The sequence below is a fragment of the Catenuloplanes niger genome (genome assembly GCF_031458255.1).
GTDB classification, from domain to species: Bacteria; Actinomycetota; Actinomycetes; order Mycobacteriales; family Micromonosporaceae; genus Catenuloplanes; species Catenuloplanes niger.
The window spans coordinates 8,175,280-8,196,232 of sequence record NZ_JAVDYC010000001.1 but is presented as its reverse complement, the minus strand read 5'-3'; the positions used below and the strand labels follow the sequence as shown (position 1 = coordinate 8,196,232).

The 20,953-nt window shown below is 71.1% G+C and carries 16 protein-coding genes and 1 pseudogene; 13 read left to right on the top strand and 4 right to left on the bottom strand.

Annotated features, from left to right (window positions below; genetic code table 11):
- The first annotated feature begins 52 nt into the window (after positions 1-52).
- The 3 genes from J2S44_RS36060 (at position 53) to J2S44_RS36050 (ending at position 7,904) form a co-directional block, all read left to right on the top strand.
- Positions 53-2,584 (top strand): transglycosylase domain-containing protein, encoded by a 2,532-nt coding sequence (locus tag J2S44_RS36060; RefSeq protein WP_310423610.1) that lies wholly within the window; start codon positions 53-55, stop codon positions 2,582-2,584.
- Between the two features lie 556 nt (positions 2,585-3,140).
- Positions 3,141-5,510 carry a hypothetical protein gene (locus tag J2S44_RS36055; protein ID WP_310423607.1) on the top strand — a complete coding sequence of 790 codons (2,370 nt, stop codon included), beginning with the start codon at positions 3,141-3,143 and terminating at the stop codon, positions 5,508-5,510.
- A 1,233-nt stretch (positions 5,511-6,743) separates the two neighbouring features.
- On the top strand, positions 6,744-7,904 hold the full coding sequence (locus J2S44_RS36050) for an alkaline phosphatase PhoX (RefSeq protein WP_310423605.1): 1,161 nt from the start codon (positions 6,744-6,746) through the stop codon (positions 7,902-7,904).
- An 18-nt stretch (positions 7,905-7,922) separates the two neighbouring features.
- Here J2S44_RS36050 and J2S44_RS36045 read toward each other — a convergent pair whose 3' ends face one another.
- Both J2S44_RS36045 and J2S44_RS36040 read right to left on the bottom strand, forming a co-directional pair.
- Positions 7,923-8,378 carry a mannan-binding protein gene (locus J2S44_RS36045; RefSeq protein ID WP_310423601.1) on the bottom strand — a complete coding sequence of 152 codons (456 nt, stop codon included), beginning with the start codon at positions 8,376-8,378 and terminating at the stop codon, positions 7,923-7,925.
- 82 nt (positions 8,379-8,460) lie between these two features.
- Positions 8,461-9,405, bottom strand: a complete 945-nt coding sequence (locus J2S44_RS36040; protein WP_310423598.1) for an LLM class F420-dependent oxidoreductase — start codon at positions 9,403-9,405, stop codon at positions 8,461-8,463.
- An 87-nt stretch (positions 9,406-9,492) separates the two neighbouring features.
- Here J2S44_RS36040 and J2S44_RS36035 point away from each other — a divergent pair, with 87 nt between their 5' ends.
- Positions 9,493-10,080 carry a TetR/AcrR family transcriptional regulator gene (locus J2S44_RS36035; RefSeq protein WP_310423595.1) on the top strand — a complete coding sequence of 196 codons (588 nt, stop codon included), beginning with the start codon at positions 9,493-9,495 and terminating at the stop codon, positions 10,078-10,080.
- Between the two features lie 96 nt (positions 10,081-10,176).
- Here J2S44_RS36035 and J2S44_RS36030 read toward each other — a convergent pair whose 3' ends face one another.
- The gene (locus J2S44_RS36030) at positions 10,177-11,058 is read right to left on the bottom strand and encodes a hypothetical protein (RefSeq protein ID WP_310423592.1); all 882 of its coding nucleotides are present in this window, start codon (positions 11,056-11,058) and stop codon (positions 10,177-10,179) included.
- Between the two features lie 164 nt (positions 11,059-11,222).
- Between J2S44_RS36030 and J2S44_RS36025 the strand changes: the two genes are divergently transcribed.
- The 8 genes and pseudogenes from J2S44_RS36025 (at position 11,223) to J2S44_RS35995 (ending at position 18,915) form a co-directional block, all read left to right on the top strand.
- Positions 11,223-13,685, top strand: coding sequence for a LamG-like jellyroll fold domain-containing protein (locus tag J2S44_RS36025; protein WP_310423588.1), 2,463 nt, complete (start codon positions 11,223-11,225; stop codon positions 13,683-13,685).
- A 103-nt stretch (positions 13,686-13,788) separates the two neighbouring features.
- On the top strand, positions 13,789-14,766 hold the full coding sequence (locus J2S44_RS36020; protein ID WP_310423585.1) for an AraC family transcriptional regulator: 978 nt from the start codon (positions 13,789-13,791) through the stop codon (positions 14,764-14,766).
- Positions 14,767-14,855: 89 nt separating this feature from the next.
- Complete coding sequence (locus J2S44_RS36015; RefSeq protein WP_310423583.1) at positions 14,856-15,335, top strand: DUF1877 family protein; 480 nt, start codon at positions 14,856-14,858, stop codon at positions 15,333-15,335.
- Between the two features lie 91 nt (positions 15,336-15,426).
- Positions 15,427-15,480: pseudogene (locus J2S44_RS43030) on the top strand (immunity 53 family protein); the annotation flags it as partial.
- A 25-nt stretch (positions 15,481-15,505) separates the two neighbouring features.
- Positions 15,506-15,703 carry an Imm53 family immunity protein gene (locus J2S44_RS36010; protein ID WP_310430090.1) on the top strand — a complete coding sequence of 66 codons (198 nt, stop codon included), beginning with the start codon at positions 15,506-15,508 and terminating at the stop codon, positions 15,701-15,703.
- A 1,243-nt stretch (positions 15,704-16,946) separates the two neighbouring features.
- Positions 16,947-17,309, top strand: a complete 363-nt coding sequence (locus tag J2S44_RS36005; protein WP_310423580.1) for a hypothetical protein — start codon at positions 16,947-16,949, stop codon at positions 17,307-17,309.
- A 256-nt stretch (positions 17,310-17,565) separates the two neighbouring features.
- Positions 17,566-17,997 carry a hypothetical protein gene (locus J2S44_RS36000; protein ID WP_310423577.1) on the top strand — a complete coding sequence of 144 codons (432 nt, stop codon included), beginning with the start codon at positions 17,566-17,568 and terminating at the stop codon, positions 17,995-17,997.
- A gap of 210 nt (positions 17,998-18,207) precedes the next feature.
- A complete protein-coding gene (locus J2S44_RS35995) occupies positions 18,208-18,915 on the top strand; it encodes a DUF1345 domain-containing protein (RefSeq protein ID WP_310423574.1) in 708 nt (235 codons plus the stop codon).
- 90 nt (positions 18,916-19,005) lie between these two features.
- Here J2S44_RS35995 and J2S44_RS35990 read toward each other — a convergent pair whose 3' ends face one another.
- Positions 19,006-19,410 carry a hypothetical protein gene (locus J2S44_RS35990; protein WP_310423571.1) on the bottom strand — a complete coding sequence of 135 codons (405 nt, stop codon included), beginning with the start codon at positions 19,408-19,410 and terminating at the stop codon, positions 19,006-19,008.
- Between the two features lie 271 nt (positions 19,411-19,681).
- Here J2S44_RS35990 and J2S44_RS35985 point away from each other — a divergent pair, with 271 nt between their 5' ends.
- Positions 19,682-20,860, top strand: a complete 1,179-nt coding sequence (locus J2S44_RS35985; RefSeq protein WP_310423568.1) for an FAD-dependent monooxygenase — start codon at positions 19,682-19,684, stop codon at positions 20,858-20,860.
- The last annotated feature ends 93 nt before the right edge of the window (positions 20,861-20,953 follow it).

The following is a 20,953-nucleotide window of genomic DNA, read 5'->3' as shown; positions in this document are numbered from 1 at the left end:
GGGCCTCCGAAGAGGGAGAATTCCGATCACTACCGCCCGTCGAAGGAGACCGATGGCTCCGCCCCTGACCCGGCTGACCGGCCTGTTCCGCGCCGGCAACCGGGACCACTCGCCGCTGACCAGCGCGTTCTCGCTGATCATCTGCGGCCTGCTGGCCGGTGTGGTCGTGGCCGCGGCCGCTTTCCCGGTGGCAGCGATATCCGGCCTGGCGACGAAGTCCGGCATCGAGGCGTTCGACAGTCTGCCCACCGAGATCACGGTGCAGCGGACGCCACAGAACACATATCTGTACGCGTCCGACAACAAGACACAACTCGCCATGATCTATGACGAGAACCGCAAGGACATCGAGTACCGCGAGATGCCGCAGGTCATCCGCGACGCGATCGTCGCCGCCGAGGACCGCACGTTCTTCACGCACAACGGCGTCGACTACAAGGGCATCCTGCGCGCGTTCCTGAACAACAAGAACAGCGAGGCCGCCCAGCAGGGCGCGTCCACGCTGACCATGCAGTACGTGCGGATGGCGATCTCGTACTCGGCCACCCACCCGGCCGACGTGGTCGCGGCCACCGAGGACACCACGGCCCGCAAGGCCCGCGAGGTGCGGTACGCGATGCAGGTCGAGGAGGAGATGTCCAAGGAGGACATCATCACCAACTACCTGAACATGGCACCGTTCGGCGCCGGCTCCTACGGCGTCTGGGCGGCCAGTCAGGTCTACTTCTCCAAGCAGCCCAAGGACCTCACGATCGAGGAGGCCGCGCTGCTGGCCGGCATGGTCAAGGCGCCGTCCGCGTACGACCCGACCACCGAGGAGGGTAAGAAGCTGGCGCTCGACCGCCGCAACAACTACGTCATCCCCGGCATGGTCGAGCTCGGCTTCATCACGGCCGAGGAGGGCGAGAAGGCCAAGCGGGCCGAGATCAAGGTCAACGGCAAGCGCACGCCGGGCGGTTGCGTGAACACCAGCAAGAACGACTGGGGCTTCTTCTGCGACTACTTCTACCGCTGGTGGATGGACCAGGAGACGTTCGGTGCCACGCCGTACGACCGGGAGCGGCGGCTGAAGAGCGGCGGCTACCGCATCGTGACCTCGCTCGACCCGAACATCCAGAAGTCCGCCCGGGCGAACGTCGGCCGGTACGCGGCGGACGGCAACCGCAACGCGCTGACGGTCGCGGCCGTGCAGCCGGGCACCGGGCACGTGCGCGCGCTCGCGGTCAACCGGGTCTACAAGAACGACGACCGGGGCAACGAGCCGAACAGCGACCCGGTGAAGCGACGGGCCGGCGTGCGCGGGACGTACCCGAACACCACGAACCCGATCATCACCGGCAGCCCGGACGTGGGCGGGTTCCAGGGCGGGTCGACGTTCAAGCTGTTCACGCTGGTCGCGGCGCTGGAGAAGGGCTACCCGCTGACGTACGACATCGCCTCGCCGCGGTCGTACTACGTCTCCAACTTCCCGGTCGAGCCGAACACCACCGGGCCCTGCCGCGGCCGCCCGGTCTACTGCCCGGCGAACTTCTCCTCGTCGCTGACCGGCACGTTCAACATGTGGTCCGGGTTCGGCCGGTCGGTGAACACGTACTTCGTGCCGCTGGAGGAGCGGGTCGGCGCGGACAAGGTGGTCGACGCCGCGAAGCGCCTCGGCATCAAGTTCCGCACCGAGGAGGACCAGCGGCTGGAGAAGGGCTCGTCCACCTGGGGCGCGTTCACGCTCGGCGTCTCCGACACCACGTCACTGGACCTGGCGAACGCGTACGCGACGATCGCCGCGGACGGCCGCTACTGCGAGCCGATCCCGGTCGCGGAGATCTGGCAGGACAAGCAGAAGCTGGCCGCCGGCGATCCACGCTGCGGGCAAGCGATCGACAAGGACGTGGCGCGCGCGGTCGCGGACGCGGCGCGCTGCCCGGTCGGCGACCGGTCCGAGACGTCGCGGTGCGCGGGCAGCACCGACCCGGGCGCGCGCGACCGGATCGGCAAGCCCGTGATCGGCAAGTCCGGCACCACGGACGGCTACCGCACCGCCGCGTTCGTGGTCAGCACCGTGCAGCTCACGGTCGCCGGCATCGTCGGCGACCCGGACAACCACAACACGTCCATGCAGGGTGGCGGCGACGCCTGGGGTGATCCGCACTCCGAGGCGGTCAACCCCGCCGTGATCAACACGCTGGCCGACGCGATGAAGGGCAAGGAAGCCAGGGAGTTCACGCCGCCCAGCGAAAAGATGATCACCGGCAAGCTGGTGTCGATCCCGTCCGTGACCTGCAACTCCGAGGCGGATGCGATCACCCGGCTGAAGGCGCGCGGCTTCCAGGTCCAGGTCTCCGCCGAACGCGTCGACTCCACCTGCGCGGCGGGCCGCGTCGCCCGCACCGAACCCGGCGACAGCACGGTCGAGGGCGGCACGGTGGTCCTGCGCATCAGCAACGGCAACGCGCCCCCGCGCCCACCGGCCAACGGCGGTGGCGGCAACAACGGTGGCGGCGGCAACAACGACGATGACGATGACGACCAGGGCATTTCCATCCCGGACATTCCCGGCCTGCCCGACATTCCGGGCTTCCCGGACTGACCGGTGCCCGGTGGTGAGGGAATCCGATTCCCTCACCACCGCGCCGGCCCGCCCGTCACGCACGGCACCGAACGACGATCCCCGTGTCGCTGGTGGCCGTGCGGCGGACACACTCGCAGACCGCGTGGCTTGTGCGGCGCGTTGCCGGCTCCGGCCGCCACGGCAGGAGACCATCCGGGCACCGGCACACAGCACCGCACCGGCTCCGCGGATCAGCGACTCCCGCACCGTCGGGTGCGCCACGACCCGCTTGCCCCTGCACCACCCGTACCGCGCGCGCCGGCATCGACGACCGTCGCACCTTGCCCATGCGGCGTGGTCAAGGTGTGGTGGTATGCGGCCTCCGCGGGACGGGATCCGTAACCGCTCATCTCACAGCGGGGGCGGGTGAGCCGGTGTCGCGGGTGTGGGCAGGGACGAGCCGCGAGCAAGACAAGCTGAGTGGCATCGGGCACCGGTTCGGCCGCGGACGGGCCTACCTTCCGGATCGTTGTTCGGTCACATGACCTGTCGGACCCTTCCTCTACAGTGGCCCGCGGGGTGAGGGAGGCGGGCAATGACCGAGATGTCAGACGCGAACCTGGACCGGATCGCCGCGGCCGTCGGCCACGGCACACGACTGTTGGCCGGGCGGCTGGCCGACGGCCCCGCGGCACGCCTGGGCCGACTCGGCGTCGCGAACGACCGGGCCCCGGAGTTCCCGTCCGCCAACGCAATCCCGGCCGGCCGGGCACCAACACTTGACGGCCGGGCACCGTCGCTTGACGGCCCGGTGTCGTCGCTTGACAGCCGGGTGTCGTCGCTTGACAGCCGGGTGTCGTCGCTTGACAGGCCGGTGCCGTCGCTTGACGGCCGGCCGCTATCGCTTGACGGCCGGCCATTATCGCTTGGTGGCCGGGCACCGTCGCCGAGCGACCACCCGGTACTGGCCGCGCTTCGGGCTCTCGGCGCGCCGCTGACCGAGCGGGTGCTCGGCGCGCTCGAGCTAACGCTGACCGAGCTGGGCGACGTCGCCGGCCCTGCGCTTCTCGGCGCGCACGTGCCGCAAGTGCCGACCGGGCCGACCGGGCCGACCGCCGGCGGATACTGGATGGTCACTGACGGGATGGCCAGTGCGGCACTGTCCGCCGCGGCCACGCTGGTCCGCACGCTCGGCGACCCGGTACTCGACCTGACCCGGCGGCTGGCCGGGCACCCGGCGGTGCGGTTGCCGTCCGCCCCGCCCGGTGCGGACGAGGAGGCGATCGCGGCCCGGCACGGCGCCGGACATGTCGGACTCGCGGTCGCGGTGGCACACGCGGCCCTGCGGAACACGGCCCCCTGGCCGGGCATCCGGCACGCGGACGCGGCGGTCGGGCTCGGCCTCGGCGTAGCCGCGATCCTGCTGCGGGAGACCCCGATGCCACCCGCCTACGCCGCAGCTCGGCTGGCGAAGATCCGCGCCGAGTACCAATATCCCCAGCACAGCACGGGCAGCGTGCTACCGGCCGGCCACCTGTTCGCCCTCACGGAGGCCGACCACCTCCCCGAGTCCACCCGGCCGTCGGCGCCCGAGGACGACCAACCGCCGCCAGCCGCCCGCCCGGCCGGAAACCCCGAGCCCAGCGGAAGCCACGAGCCCAGCACGAACGGCGAGCCTGGCGCGAACGGCGAACCTGGCGCGAACCGCGAGCTAAGCGGAAACCCCGAGCCCGGCGGGAACCGGGTACCAGGCGGGAACCGCGAACCAAGTGGGCACCGCCAGTCAGGCGGGCACCGCGAACCAAGCGCGGGAAATGGGTTCGGGGATACCGGGTTGGTCGTCGCGGTCGATGGTGGGGCGGTGATCCGGACCGGCGGGGACGGCGGACATGTGCGGGTGGAGCTGGACGTGCTGGCGGAGGCGCCGGAGACCGTCGACGAGGGATGGGACGAGGTGGCGGAGGTCAGCTGGCGGGCCCGGACGGGGCAGGCGACGCTGATCGGTGCCGGCCGCGGATCGCACCGCGGCGTGACGCCGCCCTGGCCCGGCGACTACCGGCTGCGGGTGCACGCGCGTGGCCGGGACGTCGAGGACGGTGGGCCGGAGTCGTACCGGCTGACCGTGTGGGCCGCACCGCCCGCGCCACCGCTCCTGCTGCGCGGCACGGACCGGCTCGGCCACCGGCTGCGCGGCGAGCCGGCCGCGCCCGTGCCGCCGCACCGGGCGTACCGCTGGATCCGCCACTCCCGGCTGCAGCTCGCGGCCACGGTCACGATCGCGACCGGGGTGACGGCCGACGAGGCGCTGCGCGCGTTCGGGGCGGACCCGGACGCACCGCTGCCGTTCCCGGACCGGGCGTTCGGCGCGGACGCGCTGACCGTGCTGGCGACGCCGGATGCGGTGCTGATCGTGGAGGAGCACCACCGTCGTGGGTCGCACGCCGGGGTGCTGGCCGCGCTGTCCGCGCGCGGCCGGGCCGCCAGCATGTTCTGGAACGACAACGCGCGCACCCGGCTGTCGTTCGCCGAGCACGGCTGGGTCCTGGCCAGCGTCGAACCGGCACCGGACCCGCACCCGGACATCCCGGCCGGCCCGGTCGCGGACGCGCTGGCCGGACTGGACCTGGCGGCGTTCGGCGAGCGCGCGGAGAAGGGCCTGCTCGCGGTGGAACGCTTCACCGGGCGGGGTCTGACCCGCGCCGACCTGGCGGCGATCGACGCGACCGGCATCGCCTTCGCCGCACCGGACCCATTCACGGCCCCGCCGGCCGACCCACCGGCCGCCGCCTCGCCACACGGTCTCGGCCACCCGCTCGAACCACCACCGCGACCGCACCCGCCCACGACACCACGGGCCCACCGGCCGGCCACCGATTCGACACGCGGCCTCGGCCGCCTGCTCGGAACGCTCGACGTGCCGGGCGGAGCCAGCCGCGGCCCGGCCGCACCGCACGGACCGGCATAGGCACGCCGGCCGCATCCTCGAACCCGGCACATCCCGACCGCATCCGACCCGGCTCGGTCCGGCCGCGGAGGCAGCCGGGCAGCGAAGTCCGCCGGCTCGGGGATAAGCCGGCCACCGACCCGGCCGACCACAACACCTGGCCCGGCCGGGACCTCGGATCCAGTCAAAAGCGGATCTTCCCGCTTCCGGCGTGGTGCTGCCCGCATGCTCCCGCGGGCACCGGTCGTCGCTGGCGCTCCTCCCTGCACGCCGGGTGGGTGGTCACCAAACCCGGCGGCAAGCCGCCGAACCCCGCCAGCTGCCCCCGCTCTGCTTGCAGCCGCCCTCCCGCAAGGGACAAACCGCGGCATCGCCCGCACAGGTCATGCCCAGCCCGTGTTCGCGCCCCTGCTGCCCCGCCCACCGGCTCATCACCGCTGCCGCACTCGAAACCGCTACCGCACTTGGAACCGCAGCCGCACTCGGAGCCGCTACCGCACTCGGAGCCGCTACCGCACTCGGAATCGCAGCCGCACTCGGAACCGCAGCGGCACTCGGAGCTCTCCACGCCCGAAATATCGCACTATCTCGCTCCCAGCGGGAGGCTCCAAGCCCGCAGAGGTCCGCCCGACCGCCCTGAGTGATCAATCAGGTGAGCAAAAAGACGATCCACTTCGTCTAATGACCTCTTTTTCGCCCACCTGATTGATCACTCAGGACACCCACCTTCGGGGGACCGAGATCCTTCGCGCGGCGAAGCGCTGGAGGAGCATCGTGGGCGCGGACGCGCCCCTCGCAGGCGCGCGCACCACATGCCGAAGCGCCACAACCCGCTCGACAGAGGTCCGGCACAGGCCCCGGCACGGGCCCGGCGGCAAGTCCGGCCCACACGCGGCGGCAGACCCGGCAGACCCGGCAGACCCGGGCGGCAGGCCAGGCAGGAACCCGGCGTCGAGCATGCCGCCGGGTCCGGCGCGCACCCGGCGGCAGGCACGGCGCCGGGCAAGACGTGGCGGGAACACGGCGGACGCAGCGGCGCCGGGCAAGACGTGGCGGGGACACGGCGGACGCAGCGGTGCCGGGTGAGACGTGGCGGTGCCGGGTGAGACGTGGCGGGAACGCGGCGGAGATGGCGGCACGTGGCGGGTGAGCGGTGGGGGTGTGGTGAGTGGGGTTGGGCGTTCGCGGGGGCGCCGGATGCCGTTAACGCCACGCTCTGCTTTCGGATAACCACGGAACGCTAGGGTCCTCGGCATGGATCGACGATCTTTGTTGCGTGCGACCGTGGCGGGCGCGGGTGGGCTGGCGCTGCCGTTCACCGCATGGTCGGCGGCGTATGCGGCGCCGGCGCAGAACGCGGCCGGGCCGTACGGGCCGTTGCAGGCCGCGGACGCGAACGGCATCGCGCTGCCGGCCGGGTTCACCAGCCGGGTGGTCGCCCGGTCGCGGCAGGTCGTGCCGGGCACCTCCTACGTCTGGCACGACGCGCCGGACGGCGGCGCGGTGATCCCGAACGGCAGCGGCTGGGTCTACGTGTCGAACTCGGAGGTGAGCGCGTCCGCGGGCGGGGGCGCGTCGCGGATCGTCTTCGACGCGAACGGCACGGTGACCGGCGCGTCGCGGATCCTGTCCGGGACGAACATGAACTGCGCGGGCGGCAGGACGCCGTGGAACACCTGGTTGTCCTGCGAGGAGGTGTCGCTCGGCCGGGTGTGGGAGACGTACCCGCTGGGTGGCACGGCCGTGGTCCGGCCCGCGATGGGGCGGTTCACGCACGAGGCCGCGGCCGCGGACCCGGACCGCGGGGTCGTCTACCTGACCGAGGACGAGACGGACGGGCGGTTCTACCGGTTCGTACCCACGGTGTGGGGTGATCTGTCCGCGGGCACGCTGCAGGTCATGGTCGCCGGCTCGGGCACGTCCGGCACGTTCACCTGGCGAACCGTGCCGGACCCGGACGGCTCGCCGACGCCGGTCCGCCGTCAGGTCAGCGGCGCGAAGTCGTTCAACGGCGGCGAGGGCTGCCACTACGCGAACGGGACGGTGTGGTTCACCACCAAGGGCGACAACCGGGTGTGGCAGGTGAACCCGGCCGCGGGCACGTACGAGCTGGCCTACGACGACAACCTGGTCTCGCCCGGGTCGGCGCCGCTGACCGGGGTGGACAATGTGACCGGTGCGCCGTCCGGCGACCTCTACGTGGCCGAGGACGGCGGGAACATGGAGATCTGCCTGATCACGCCGGACGACCGGATCTCGGTGTTCCTGCGGGTGAGCGGCCAGGGCTCGTCGGAGCTGACCGGGCCCGCGTTCACCCCGGCCGGTGACCGGCTCTACTTCTCGTCGCAGCGTGGCACGTCCGGGTCGTCGTCCGGCGGCATCACGTACTGCGTGACCGGCCCGTTCCGGCGATGAAACGGGCCGGTTCACCGGTCACACGCGGAACCGGCACTCGGCGACGCTGAGCTTGCCCCAGATGACCGTGCGCCAGTTGCCCGTCCACTCGCCGCCGAAGCTGGCGCAGATGTGCGGGCACTTGGCGCGCGCGTCGTCGTTGTTCCACAGCGGTCCGGCCGGGACGTCCGTGGTGTACTCGTCGACGCCGTCCCGGTGCACCGGCAGCTCGACCTCGACCACGCTCATCGCGCCGCCGACCACGGTCCACCACTGGCCGGTGAACGTGCCGCCGTGCGCGGCCGCGATCCACGGGCCGACCTGTTGGGCCTGGTCGTTGTTCCACAGCGGGCCGGCCGGGATCGCCACCTTGAAGGTGCCGCCGTAACGAGCGGTCCGTTCGGCCTTCGGTGCCGCACCGGCCGCCCCCGCGGCGGTCAGTCCGGCGATCACGGGTGCGGTGGCGACGCCCGCCATCAGCACGCGACGGTTCATGAGAGCCTCCTCGATCTCACGCCGACGATCATCGGCGAAGTCACCGTAACGGCTCCCCCACCTGCGAAAACGTGGAACGGCGTTACGTCCTCGAGATCAACGGTCGCAACGCCTCGCCCGCGGAGGTCACAACGCCCGGTTCGTGCCCGTTCCGGATCAGGCTGATGATCACACCGCCGACGCCGTGCGCCAGCACCTCGTCGTGCAGCACGGACGCGAGGTGGTCCGGCGTACCGGCGATCGTGATCGGCCCCCACGTGTCCGGCAGCTCCGCCATGATCCGTTTCGCCTCCGCCGCGGTCTCGGTGACCACCGCGCGGGTCAGGAAGCTGGTCGTGAGCGTGGCCGGGTCACGGCCGATCTCCTCGCAGCGTCGCCGGAGGACGGACAGTTTGTGCGGCAGGTCCGGGCGGTAGCAGTTGATGTTGTGGTGGTCGGCGTGGCGGGCGGAGAGCCGGAACGTCCGCTGCTCGCCGCTGCCGCCCAGCATGATCGGGACGGTCGGGCGCAGCCGCGGGTTGTTGATCGCGGCTCGGGTCCGGTACCACGCACCGTCCACCGTGGGCCGCTCGCCGCGCAGCATCGGGCCGATGATCCGCAGCGCCTCGTCCAGCCGGGCGAACCGGTCGGTCCAGGTGCCGAACGCGAAGCCGTAGTCCTCGTGCTCGCGCGCGAACCAGCCGGCGCCGAGGCCGAGCACCGCGCGCCCGCCGGAGATCACGTCGAGCGTGGTGACGGTCTTCGCGAGCAGCGCGGGATTACGGTACGTGTTGCCGGTGACCAGCGTGGACAGTCGCACGGTGCGCGTCTCGCGGGCCAGCGCGGCCAGCGTCGTGTACGCCTCCAGCATCGGTTCCTCGATCGGTGCGATCGCCGGGAGCTGGTACATGTGGTCCATCACCAGCACCGTGTCGAAGCCGGCGGCCTCGGCGTCGCGGGCCTGCCGCGCGACCGTGCCGAAGATGTCGCCGGGCGCCGCGCCGGGATAGCTGAAGCTCGGGATCTGGTAACCCAGTCGGATCGTCACGCCGCGTACCTCCACGCCAATGTAAGAGACCTCTTACACTGCTAATGTAAGAGACCATTAACACCAGGGCAAGCGGGGGTACGGAGAGTGGCGCGCGGCTATCACCACGGCGACCTGCGGGCCGCGCTGATCCGGGCGAGCCTGGAGGTGCTCGCCGAGGACGGGCCGGGCGGGTTCTCGGTGGCGCGCGTCGCACGACGACTCGGGGTCAGCACGGCCGCGCCGTACCGGCACTTCCCGGACCGGGAGCACCTGCTCTCCGCGGTCGCGGCCACGGCGGCCCGGGACCTGGCGGGCGAGGTGACGGCGGCGGCGGACGCGGCCGGGACGGACCCGGTGGCCCGCTTCGCGGCGGCCGGGGCGGCGTATCTGCGCTTCGCCGTCCGTACCGGCGCGGGATTCTTGGTGATCTTCTCGACCGAGTTGTCCGGGGTGGACGATCCGGAGCGGACCGCGGCCACCAGAGCGCTGATGAGCGACTGGATCGAGCTGGTCGCCGCGACCGGCGACCGGCCGATGCAGGACTCGCTGCACGTGATCGAGGAGCAGATCGCGCTCGCCCAGGGCTACGCGGCGCTCTACACACAGGGCTTCTTCCACCGGTCGTCGGTGCCGGTGGAGGAGATCGCGGCGCGGGTCGCGCTGGGCAGCCGGCGCCTGGTCACCGGCGGCTGAGGCCGGCCCGGCAGGCCCCGCCGCCCGCCGCCACCGCCCCGGGACGCCGGCGGATCGATCAGCCGTCCCCGCACGCCCCGGCCGGGCGGACAGCGGTCACGCCGGACGCGCCCCACCCGATGGCCCCGGCCGCTCGGCGGACGCGGGCGGCTCAGCGAACCCAGCCCACTCAGCGGAAGCGGGCGGCTCAGCGGAAGCGGGCGGAACGGCGGGCCAGCGGTGCACGGTCGTGCCGTCCGCGGTGAAGAGCACGGGGTGGCCGTCGATCTCGGCGGCGGCGACCGCCAGGATGTCGCGGGCGTGCGTGGCCGGTCGCGGGCCGAGCGGGTGGTCGCCGTGGAAGCGATGCAGGTCGCGGCCGGCGGCGACGGCGAGGACCGGACCGAACGCGGAGACCGCACGCGCGCCGTCCACCGGGACCGCCGGCACGCACGCGTCCGCGGACGCCCACATCACCCGGCCCCCCTCGACGAACGGCACCCGGTCGGCGACGCCCGCGTGCACGGCGAGGCGCGCGGCGTGCCGGTGCTCCTCGACCGGCTTCGGCGCCCGCGGCCCGAGCCGGGTGCGGGACGTCCGCACGCCGGTGACGCTGTCGTACCCGTGGACGGCGCCGTCTCCGAAGAGGACGTGCGCGGTGCCGCCGTGCGCGGTCAACGCGATCACGGTGCGGGACGACGCGCGGAACGTGCGGCCGGGGGCCGCCAGCGTGGTCGCGTGCCAGCGGGCGCCGGCCGGGCGCCAGAGCCGGACGAGTTCGTCGCCGTCCAGCGTGAGCACGCCGAGGCCGGCGGCGTCCGCGAACGGTTCGCAGCGCGCCCATGCGGACGGCGCGGCGAACGCGCGCACGGGGGTGCCGTCGCCGAGTTCGTGGAGGACCAGGCCGTGCCGGACCACGGTGACGAGGAGACCGCCGGTGACCGCGAGGCGGCGGGCGGGACTGGAAAGGAACGGGTGGGCACCGTTCGGGTTGTGCACGCAGGGATTCTGCACCATCGCGGTCCGAACACAAAACAACATTTACGAAATCGACCAGCGCCTATTGCCACACGTTCCGTCGTCGTGCTTGATTGTTTCTGAGTGTTTCCCGTCTGTTGCGGACCGGAACGCACGACGCCCCCGTGAGAAGGGAAAGCGTACGGATGAAGGCATTCACCGCGCTGGTCGCCGCGCTGGTCGTGGTCACCGGCTCACCCGCGGTCGCCGCTCCCCCACCGGCCCGGTGGCAGCCGGGCACCCCGCCGATCGCGACACCGTGGACAGACGACGCCGGCCCGCACCACGCGCTGCCGGAATATCCGCGCCCGCAGCTGACCCGCGCCCGCTGGCAGAGCCTCAACGGCGTGTGGGAGTTCGCCGCCGCCACCGCAGGGCAGGCACCGCCGACCGGGACCACGCTGGCCGAGCGGGTGCTCGTGCCGTACCCGATCGAGTCCGCGCTCTCCGGCATCCAGCGCTCCGAGGACCGGATGTTCTACCGGCGCACGTTCACCGTGCCGGCCGGCTGGCGGGTCGGCGGCGACCAGCGGCTGCGGCTGCACTTCGGCGCGGTCGACTACGACGCGACGGTCTGGGTCAACGGCGTCCGGGTCGCCACGCACCGCGGCGGGTACGACGCGTTCAGCGCGGACGTCACGGACGCGCTGACCCGGCGCGGCCCACAGGAGATCATCGTCGGCGTCGAGGACCTCACGGACGCGACCTGGCAGCCGGTCGGCAAGCAGCGCAACACCCCGGACGCGGGCATCTTCTACGTCGGCGCGTCCGGCATCTGGCAGAGCGTGTGGATGGAGCCGGTGCGGCGCGGCGCCGTCGACCGGCTCGACCTCACCCCGGACGTGGCCGGCGGCCTGCTGCGCGTCAACCCGCGGATCGCGGCCGCGGCCGGGCTCACCGTCGAGGCGGTCGCGAAGCAGGGCAACCGGGTCGTCGGGCGGGCGAGCGGGGCCGCCGGCGGTGAACTGCGCGTCCCCGTACCGAAGGCGAGGCTCTGGTCCCCTGATTCACCGTTCCTGTACGACCTGTCCGTGCGGGTGCTCCGCGGCCGTACCGTGGTGGACGAGGTGGGGTCGTACTTCGGGATGCGCGAGGTCGGCAAGGCGGTCGGCGCGGACGGGAAGCTGTACCAGACGCTGAACGGGAAGATCCTGTTCAACCTGTCCACGCTCGACCAGGGCTACTGGCCGGACGGCATCTACACCGCGCCCACGGACGAGGCGCTGCGGTTCGACATCGCGCAGACCAAGCGGCTCGGCTTCAACACGATCCGCAAGCACATCAAGACCGAGCCGGACCGCTGGTACTACTGGGCGGACAGGCTCGGCATGATGGTCTGGCAGGACATGCCGTCGATGCGGACCGGCGGCACTCCCCCGGTCGAGGCGCAGGTGGAGTTCGAGCGCCAGCTGCACGAGATCGTCGACGAGAAGAAGTCCTGGACCTCGATCGTCACCTGGGTGCCGTTCAACGAGGGCTGGGGCGAGTGGGACCGCGCGGCCACCGGCCGGATCGCGGACGCGGTCAAGGCGCAGGACCCGACCCGGATCGTCAACGCGCACAGCGGCGTCAACTGCTGCGCGTCCAAGGGCGACTCCGGGCGCGGCGACATGATCGACTGGCACGACTACGTCGGACCGGCCGCGCCGCAGCCGGACGCGAACCGGGTCGCGGCCGACGGCGAGCACGGCGGCTTCGGCCTCGAGGTGCCCGGGCACATGTGGTACCCGGACGGGCACGCCTACGAGATGACGCCGGACAGCGCGACGCTCACCCGGCGGTACGTGGAGAACCAGACCGACCTGCTGCGCGCGGCGGAGCGGTGCGGGCTGTCCGGGTCCGTCTACACCCAGATCACCGACGTGGAACATGAGGTCAACGGCTTCTACACGTACGACCGGGCGGTCGAGAAGATGGACTTCGCCGCGGTCGCGGAGATCAACAAGCGGATCATCGCGTCCGTGGACGGCAGCGGCGCAGGCGCCCCGGCACCCGGCACGCCCGGGCCGGCCGGCGTGGGCCACTGGCCGCTCGACGGGAACGCCGTCGACGCCGTCGGCGACCACGACGCCACCCTGACCGGCGCGCCCGCCTGGACCGACGGCGTCTCCGGTGCCGCGCTGCAACTCGACGGCGCCGGGCAGTACGCGGAGACGGCCGGGCCGGTGCTGGACACCACCGGCAGCTACACCGCGTCCGCGTGGGTGCGGCTGGACAGCCTCGGCGGCTGGGCGACCGCGGTCGGCCAGGACGGCGCCAACCGCAGCGCGTTCTTCCTGCAGTACTCCAGCGCGGACAACCGGTTCGCGTTCTCCTTCGCGGGCGGGCGCGCGCTGGCCCCGGACGTGCCGGAGACCGGCCGCTGGTACCACCTGACCGGCGTCCGGGACGTGGCCGTGGGCACCATCACGCTGTACGTCGACGGACAGCGGACCGGCAGCGTCAGCGCCTGCCACGGTGACTCCTCCGGTGGGCCGCTGACGATCGGCCGGGCCCGGTACAACAGCGGGCCGGTCGACTTCTGGCGCGGTGCGATCGACCAGGTGCGTGTCTACGATCGGGCACTGACGGACGCCGAGGTGGCCGAACTGCACTCGACCAGCATGTGATCCATGTGGTCCGGAACGTGCAAATTGCGCGTTCCGGACCACCCCCGCGCCGCCTCGGTCGTTGACCCCTTCAGAATCCCCCTCGGCTCTGGAGGTACCCGGATTGACCTCTGGTGAGGTGCCGCTGCGACGTAGTGCGTACGCCACGACGAACGTGGACGAGGCGCACGACGCGATGCGCCGCGTCTACTTCGACTTCGCCGCGCGCGTGCCGCCCCGGCTGAGCGAGTTCAGCTACCAGGTCCGCTCCGTCGACAGCGGCGTCATCGGACTGGACCGCATGCGGTACTCCACCACGCTGGACATCTCCACCGAACCGGTCGGGTACGTGCACGCCACGTACGTCCTGAACGGCAAGCTCACGATCCGCGCCGGCGGCGAAGAGGTGCACGTCACCACCGGCGACCTGGTGCTGGTGCCGCCCGGACAGTGCTTCCAGGGAACCCTGAGCGACTTCGACGTACGGATCATGCGGTTGCCGCTGACCGCGGTCACCCACGCGGCCGCGGCCCGCTGGGGGATGGAACCGGCCGACTTCGCGTTCCGTTCGATGAGCCCGATCTCCGCGTCGCTCGGCCGGTACTGGCAGGAGACGCTCACCTACCTGCACCGGGTGGTGCTCACCCCGGACGCCACCCTGCCCAGCGCGCCGGCGCACGCGGCCATCATCGACCTGGCCGCCGCGGCCACCATCGCGACGTTCCCCAGCACGGCCACCACGGCCTGCTACCTCCCCGGCCCCGGCGAGACCGGGCCGGCGACGGTCCGGCGCGCGATCGCGTACCTCGAGGAACACGCGGCCGACGCGACGACACTGGCCGACGTGGCGACCGCGGCCCGCACCGGGCCCCGTGGCCTGCAGGCCGCGTTCCGCCGGCACCTCGACACCACGCCGATGGCCTACCTGCGGCGCATCCGCCTCGAACGCGCGCACCGGGACCTGCTCGCCGCGGACCCGGCCCACGGCGCCACGGTCGGCGCGATCGCCCGCCAATGGGGCTTCACCCACCTCGGCCGCTTCGCCGCCGCCTACCGCGACGCCTACGGCACCTCCCCGGCGGAGACCTTGCGCACCCGCTGACTCCTCGGCGTACGCACCCGTCCTGCCGCACACCCGCTATATCTTCCTAGGAGGCTAGATATCCGGCGGGCCTGCATACGATGAACGCCATGCTGGGGGCGCACTTCGCGATCACGCCGGAGCAGGAACGCGCGCTTCACGCCGCCGAGGACGCCGGCGAGATCGACGAGTTCGTCGGCGAACTCGAGGAATCATGGTCCGAGGACCGGCTCAAGGTTGACTCGGACAAGGCCTGGGACGCCATCCACCGCTGCCTTTCCGACGGCATGCCGCACCACGGCGACGGCGGATATCCGCTGTCGCACACGATCCTCGGCGGACGCCATCTGCACGACGAGCACCACGTCGTGCACATCACCGCGGCGCAGGTCAGCGACGTGTCCGCCGCCCTGGAGCGGGTGGACCGGGCATGGTTCCGCCGGCGGTTCGACGCGATCGACGACACCGGGTACGGCGGCGCTCTCGACGACGCGGACTTCGCGTACACCTGGGACAACGTCGTCGACATCCGCGACTTCTTCCGCCGCGCCACCGCCGCCCGGCGAGCGGTGCTCTTCACCGCCACCTGACCGGATGCACGAAACCGTCGCGCCGGCCACCCACCGCACAAGATCCACAGTCCTGCACGCAGGGCCCGACTCGTTGACGTGACTTCAGGCGTGGTACGCCACTCAGTGCAATGAAGACACGGAGCACGAATACGGCATATCAATCAAAGGCTTGACCACCCGACTGACTCCTGAAGACCGAACCGCGGGAAACCGGTATGGACGGGTCGACATACGCCGAGCAGGAGGTGCACCGGAGCAAGAACAACCGGTTCATCGCCCACGTGGTCGACGACCGGTTCCAGGCCCCCTGCGGGCCACTCCACCTCGGTGAAGCCATCCACGAACTCCGCCCGTGGGCGACCAGCCGGCACCGAGGTGCCCGCTAACCGGCGACCTCGTCGATCATCCAATCACGTCGCCGTCCGGCGCCACCCAGCATCACGGCTCCCCACAGCGGTCGACGCACGAATCTGCCGATGAGCGAATGTCACTCTGGGGGATCGCGGGATGTGCGGCGTCTCGACGGTCCGCAGGATGCCGGGCGGTGGCGAGACTGTGGCGGAATGCGGCACCTCCCCTCGGTGGTCATGGCCGTGCCGTCGGGAGTGGAGCAGCGGCGACCAGGGCCGGCCGGGGCGAGCTGAACGTCCAGTCGCCAGGTTGCCGTCGCCGGTCACGACAGCTCCCGCACCACACGGCCCGGGATCGACGTTTAGATGATGCATGTCGATGGACTCGTCATGCGCCGATCGTTGGCGTCATCGATATGTGATACGTCGTGGGCGAGGATTGGACCGTCGTGGTGGCGTTGAGTCGGTCGGCTTTGGTTCGTGTCGGGGTGGCTGTGGTGCTCGTTGTTGGTGCGGGGGTGATCGCGTGGGAGATGGTCACGTGCTCTCCGCCTCGCGAGCAGGCGGAGATGGTCAAGCGGTTTCAGGCGGACCCTTTGCTCGACACGGTTCCGCCTGACGGCCGCTTCGCTGGGGAGTATGCGCGAACCTATAGTTGCGACTCGGGGTTCGGAAATGGTGGCGGAGGTAGCCTGACTGGGCCGGGCTTCGCTGAGGTGGGCAAGCGGTACAACACCCCGGCCGCCTACACCTACGACGATCTGCGCCGGCAGTTCGACCAGCCGGCGCGGGCGGCTGGCTGGGTCAATGATCCGGGGCGGACATATCCGGAAGCCGGACATCTCGGGTACTGCCGGCAGGTCGGCAACCGGTTGGTCCACGCGCGCGTAGGCTCCACGGACCGGACGGCGTGGATTGAGGGTTCACCGGGTTCGGGTATCGAGGGATCATGCCAGCGAGCGGATGCCCTGCGAGGCCGCGGCGACTCTCAAGATCAGTAGGCGCCGCTGCGGATTTCTGAAGGCGAAAGCCACATCCAGGCACGTGATCATGCCGGGGCTCGCGGGAGGGGATTGCCCCACGATGAAGGTCTCGCTATTGCACCAGACGCCCTTGAATCGACCTCTTACCATGAACCAATTGATGCCGATCGAGATAGGGGAAAGCTTTGATCGGAAATCTAATCCAAGTCATCAGTCTAATTGCCGTCGCTGCGACGATCCATTTCGCTTCCCGGCAAACCAGAAGCCTGCGGGAGCAAATCAGAATTTCCAACCTCGTGAGTCGCTACGAAACATTGGGGCACGCGAGCGAAAGGTATGACGTCGGTTTGCAGCTAATTTTCCAACGACCGGATTTTCGCCCTTATATTTTCGAGCGTAAATCTATCGACTTAACCGGAGATGACCTGGCGAGGGTGTTGATCATAGCCGACCTCATGGCCGGGGCGGCGGATTATGCGGTCCGGGTAGGAAGTCGATTCCCGGACGATACAGGGTCCGACTGGATCGGGGTTGCACAGGCGATGACGATGCAGCCAGTCTTTCGAAAGCTGACGCTGGAGCGCCCCTACGAATTTCCTGACCTGATCAAGTTTTTTCAGACCGAGGTTGATGACCAAACGCCGCCACCCACCAGTTAGTCCGAAAGCGCCGTTGCCCCACTCTTGTCGCTGGAGTCATGAAATCCGCCGCATTGACATTGCGGCCAACCCGCTACAGGTCAGGGATGGAATGCATCAGAGCGGACACTCGGACTTCGTCCCGGATCGGTAGGGATGAACCCAATTCGGGCCGCATTCGGGGCATAACGTTCGAGAAGTCACGACGCTCAAAACCTCGCACTCCTCGTCCGTCGGCACAGCGTTTGAGCGCTGGCACGACTTTGCACCGGAGGACATGTTCGCGTGGCACGTCGAGATCACGGAGCTGTGGCGCGAATGGACCGACAACCCGGAAGCACGGTCCGCGCCGTTCCGGGTGTTCGGGTGGTACGACACCGGCGGGCCGGCGCACCTCGGGCGTCTGGACGGGTTGGCCCGGGCCGGGCGACTCGGCGAACTCGCCGTTCTCGCCGAAACCGACAACCGCGCCCGTCGGCGCCTCGACCGGCAACTGCACGATGAGGGTCGTGCGGACGAGCTGCGGGCCCGGGCGGTCGGTGGTGACCGGACCGCACTCCTTCTGCTGATCCGGCTTCTTCGGGCCCGGGGCGAGGACGACGCGGCCCGTCAAGTGGTCCAGGAGCTCGCCACCACCGGCGACGACTATGCGGTGCGGCTGGCGCACGGCCCTCTCCCGGAGCCCTGGCCGCCGTCGCCCGCCGGATGATCACCGTCGAGGTGGGCCGGGGACCTCACGCGTACCGGCGAAGTGGTCTGTGCGGGCATGTCAGGGTCTTGTGGGGTCGCCGCCGGGACGGATTTGGTGGCGTGCGGCGGCGTCCGATACCTTCCGTCGCGCCTTCGACGGTGGGATACGTCGACGAGCGGATATTCCTCTCCGCGGTGGGGAGGACGGGCTGCTGACGATCGGAGAGACGTGCTCCAGGAACAACTCGCCCAGGCACCGGCCGAGCCCGTGCGGGACCGTGCGCCGGTCGGGCGCGCGCCGTGGCCGAGCCGGCTGCTCGACCTGCTGCTCCTGGTCTCGACGGTGACGTCCGCGGCCGTCACGGTCCGGGGGCCGAGCACCGGCACGAAGGTCGGGTTGGCGACGCTGGTCTTCGTACTCACGTCGGTGATCTGGATCGTGCTCGGCCTGATCTACGCGACGGTCCGGATCCGCCGTATCCGGCGGGCGCGCCGGGGTGACACGGGCTGGCCCGGCCGGCTGGCCGGACGGCGCACCACCTACCTGATCACGCTCGGCACCGCGCTCATCGTGCTCTCCAACGGCACCAACATCGTCGTGTTCAAGGGCAGCGATCTGAACTCGTACATGAGCCGGGTCATCGGCATCACGATGGTGCTGGTGGCCTGGACGATCCTGCAGCTCGCCTACTCCGAGCGGTACGCGCGGATGGAGCTGGAGAACACCGGCCCCGCGCACCTGGACTTCCCGGCGACGCCGCACCCCTCCCTGCTGGAGTACGCCTACTTCGCGTTCACGGTCGGCTCCACGTTCGGTACGTCGGACGTGACGGTGCAGACCAGCCGGATGCGCGGCGTGGTGCTGTGCCACGGCCTGCTCGCCTTCGTCTACAACACCGCCGTCCTCGGCATGGTGCTGAGCCTCATCGCCGGCTGACCCCGCACCACGAACCGGCGGCGCCGGCGCGCTTCCGAAGGCCGGCGCCGCGCCCGCGGACCCGCTCCGGCGGGCAGGTCCGGGCCTTGCTCACCGCAGCGGTGGGCGAGGCCCGGTGCGGTGATCACCGGCTGGTGGCGCGGGTGCCGGCGTGCCGCGCGTGACGAGCTTGGCAACGCCGAACGCGACAAGCCAGGGCAGCGACAGGAAGCCGCCGCAGGCGAGCAGGATCATCAGGACGGCGTCGCCGATCTCACCGTGGAACCGCAGGTCCGGCCACGAGAAGTTACTGCCCAGCAACGACAGCCCGTAGAACAGCACGATCACGACACTGATCCCCGTCGCGATGCGCCGACCACGCGGGCTCCCCGACGCGGACCAGGCCCCCATCCCCAGCATGATCATGGGCGCCAGGCACAGCCCGGACATCAGGACCAGCCCGATGTACGTCGCGCCGGGCCCGTCGGCCAGGATCGTGTCAGGAACATCGGCCATCGGGGCTCTCCAGACGTGGCAGGGTGGGTGGGCGTGATCAGCGCTCCGATCGGGCGGACCGGAGCGGCGGTCGGGGCGAGCGTACGAACCGGGTTCCAGCGCATGCGGATGTCCTCGGCGCGGTGCGACGGAAATTTCCACCGTTTCTGTCGGGGCGCGGCGATGATTTCCCGGGCGCGCTCGAGTCTGCATGCCCGTAGGGGGCGGGACGGGGACCGTCCTCACTCATTCGGGACTGATGGGGGGCGCTGTGAGCGGTATCCGGGTGTTGGTGGCGGGAGCGAGCATCGCGGGGCCGGCGCTGGCCCACTGGCTGCGCAGGCGAGGGGCCGCGGTCACCGTGGTGGAGCGGGCTCCCGCGTTGCGTCCCGGCGGGCAGGCGGTGGACGCCCGCGGGGTGGCCAAGGAGGTCATCCGGCGCATGGGGCTGGACGCGGTGGTGCGCGCGGCCCGCACCGAGACCGCCGGCGCGCACACGGTCGACGTGAACGGGAACGTGCTGGAGACCTTCCGTGCGGACGACGACGGCGGCGACGGGTACATCTCCGAGATCGAGATCCTGCGCGGAGATCTGTCCCGGGTGCTGTACGAGGACACCCGGGACGCTGTCGAGTACGTGTTCGGCGACCGGATCGCCGGGCTCACCCAGGACACCGACGGCGTCGACGTCATCTTCGCGGGTGGCGGCCGGCGACGCTTCGACCTGGTGATCGGGGCCGACGGGCTGCATTCGGCGTTGCGGGCGACGGTCTTCGGACCGCACGAGCGGTTCGTCCGTCACCTCGGTCTGGTGTTGGCCTTCTACAGCGTGCCCAACGAGTTCGGGCTGGACCGCTGGCTGATCGACTACCAGGATCATGGGTCCGGGCGCTCGGTCGGCCTGCGGCCTCTTCCGGACGCCGGCCGAGCGATGGCCATGCTCTCCTTCCCCGCACCCGACTTCGACATCGACCACCGCGACGTCGAGGCGCAGAAGGGACTCCTGCGGGAGCGGATGTCCGGCCTGGGCTGGTCGACCCCGCGCATCCTCGCGTACCTCGACGACGCCCCGGACTTCTACCTCGACCAGGTCGCCCAGGTCGTGATGGACCGCTGGTCCGCCGGACGGGTGGGGCTGCTCGGCGACGCGGCGTTCAGCTCGTCACCGTTCTCCGGCGGCGGCACGGGGATGGCCCTGGTCGGCGCCTATCTGCTCGCCGGAGAGCTGGCCGCCGCCGGCTGGGACCCGCGGGCCGGGTTCGCCGGCTACGAACGGCGGATGCGCCCGTTCGTCGAGGCCAACCAGGAGATCGGCCGTCTGCACGTGCAGAGCCGCGCCGTCCCGGACGCCGAACCCGCCCCGGAGCCCGACATGGAGTCGCTCATGGCGGTCGTCGAACGCGCGATCAATGGCGTCGACCTGCCGGACTACGCGGACGTCCCGGACTCCGAGACCTCGACCGCGCCGTAGGGCGCCGACGCGCCCTCGCGCAACGACCCGGCGGAGACGCGAAGGCGGGCAGCGCGGGTAGCCGTGGCTCCGGCGCCCGGCGCGGCCCCGGCC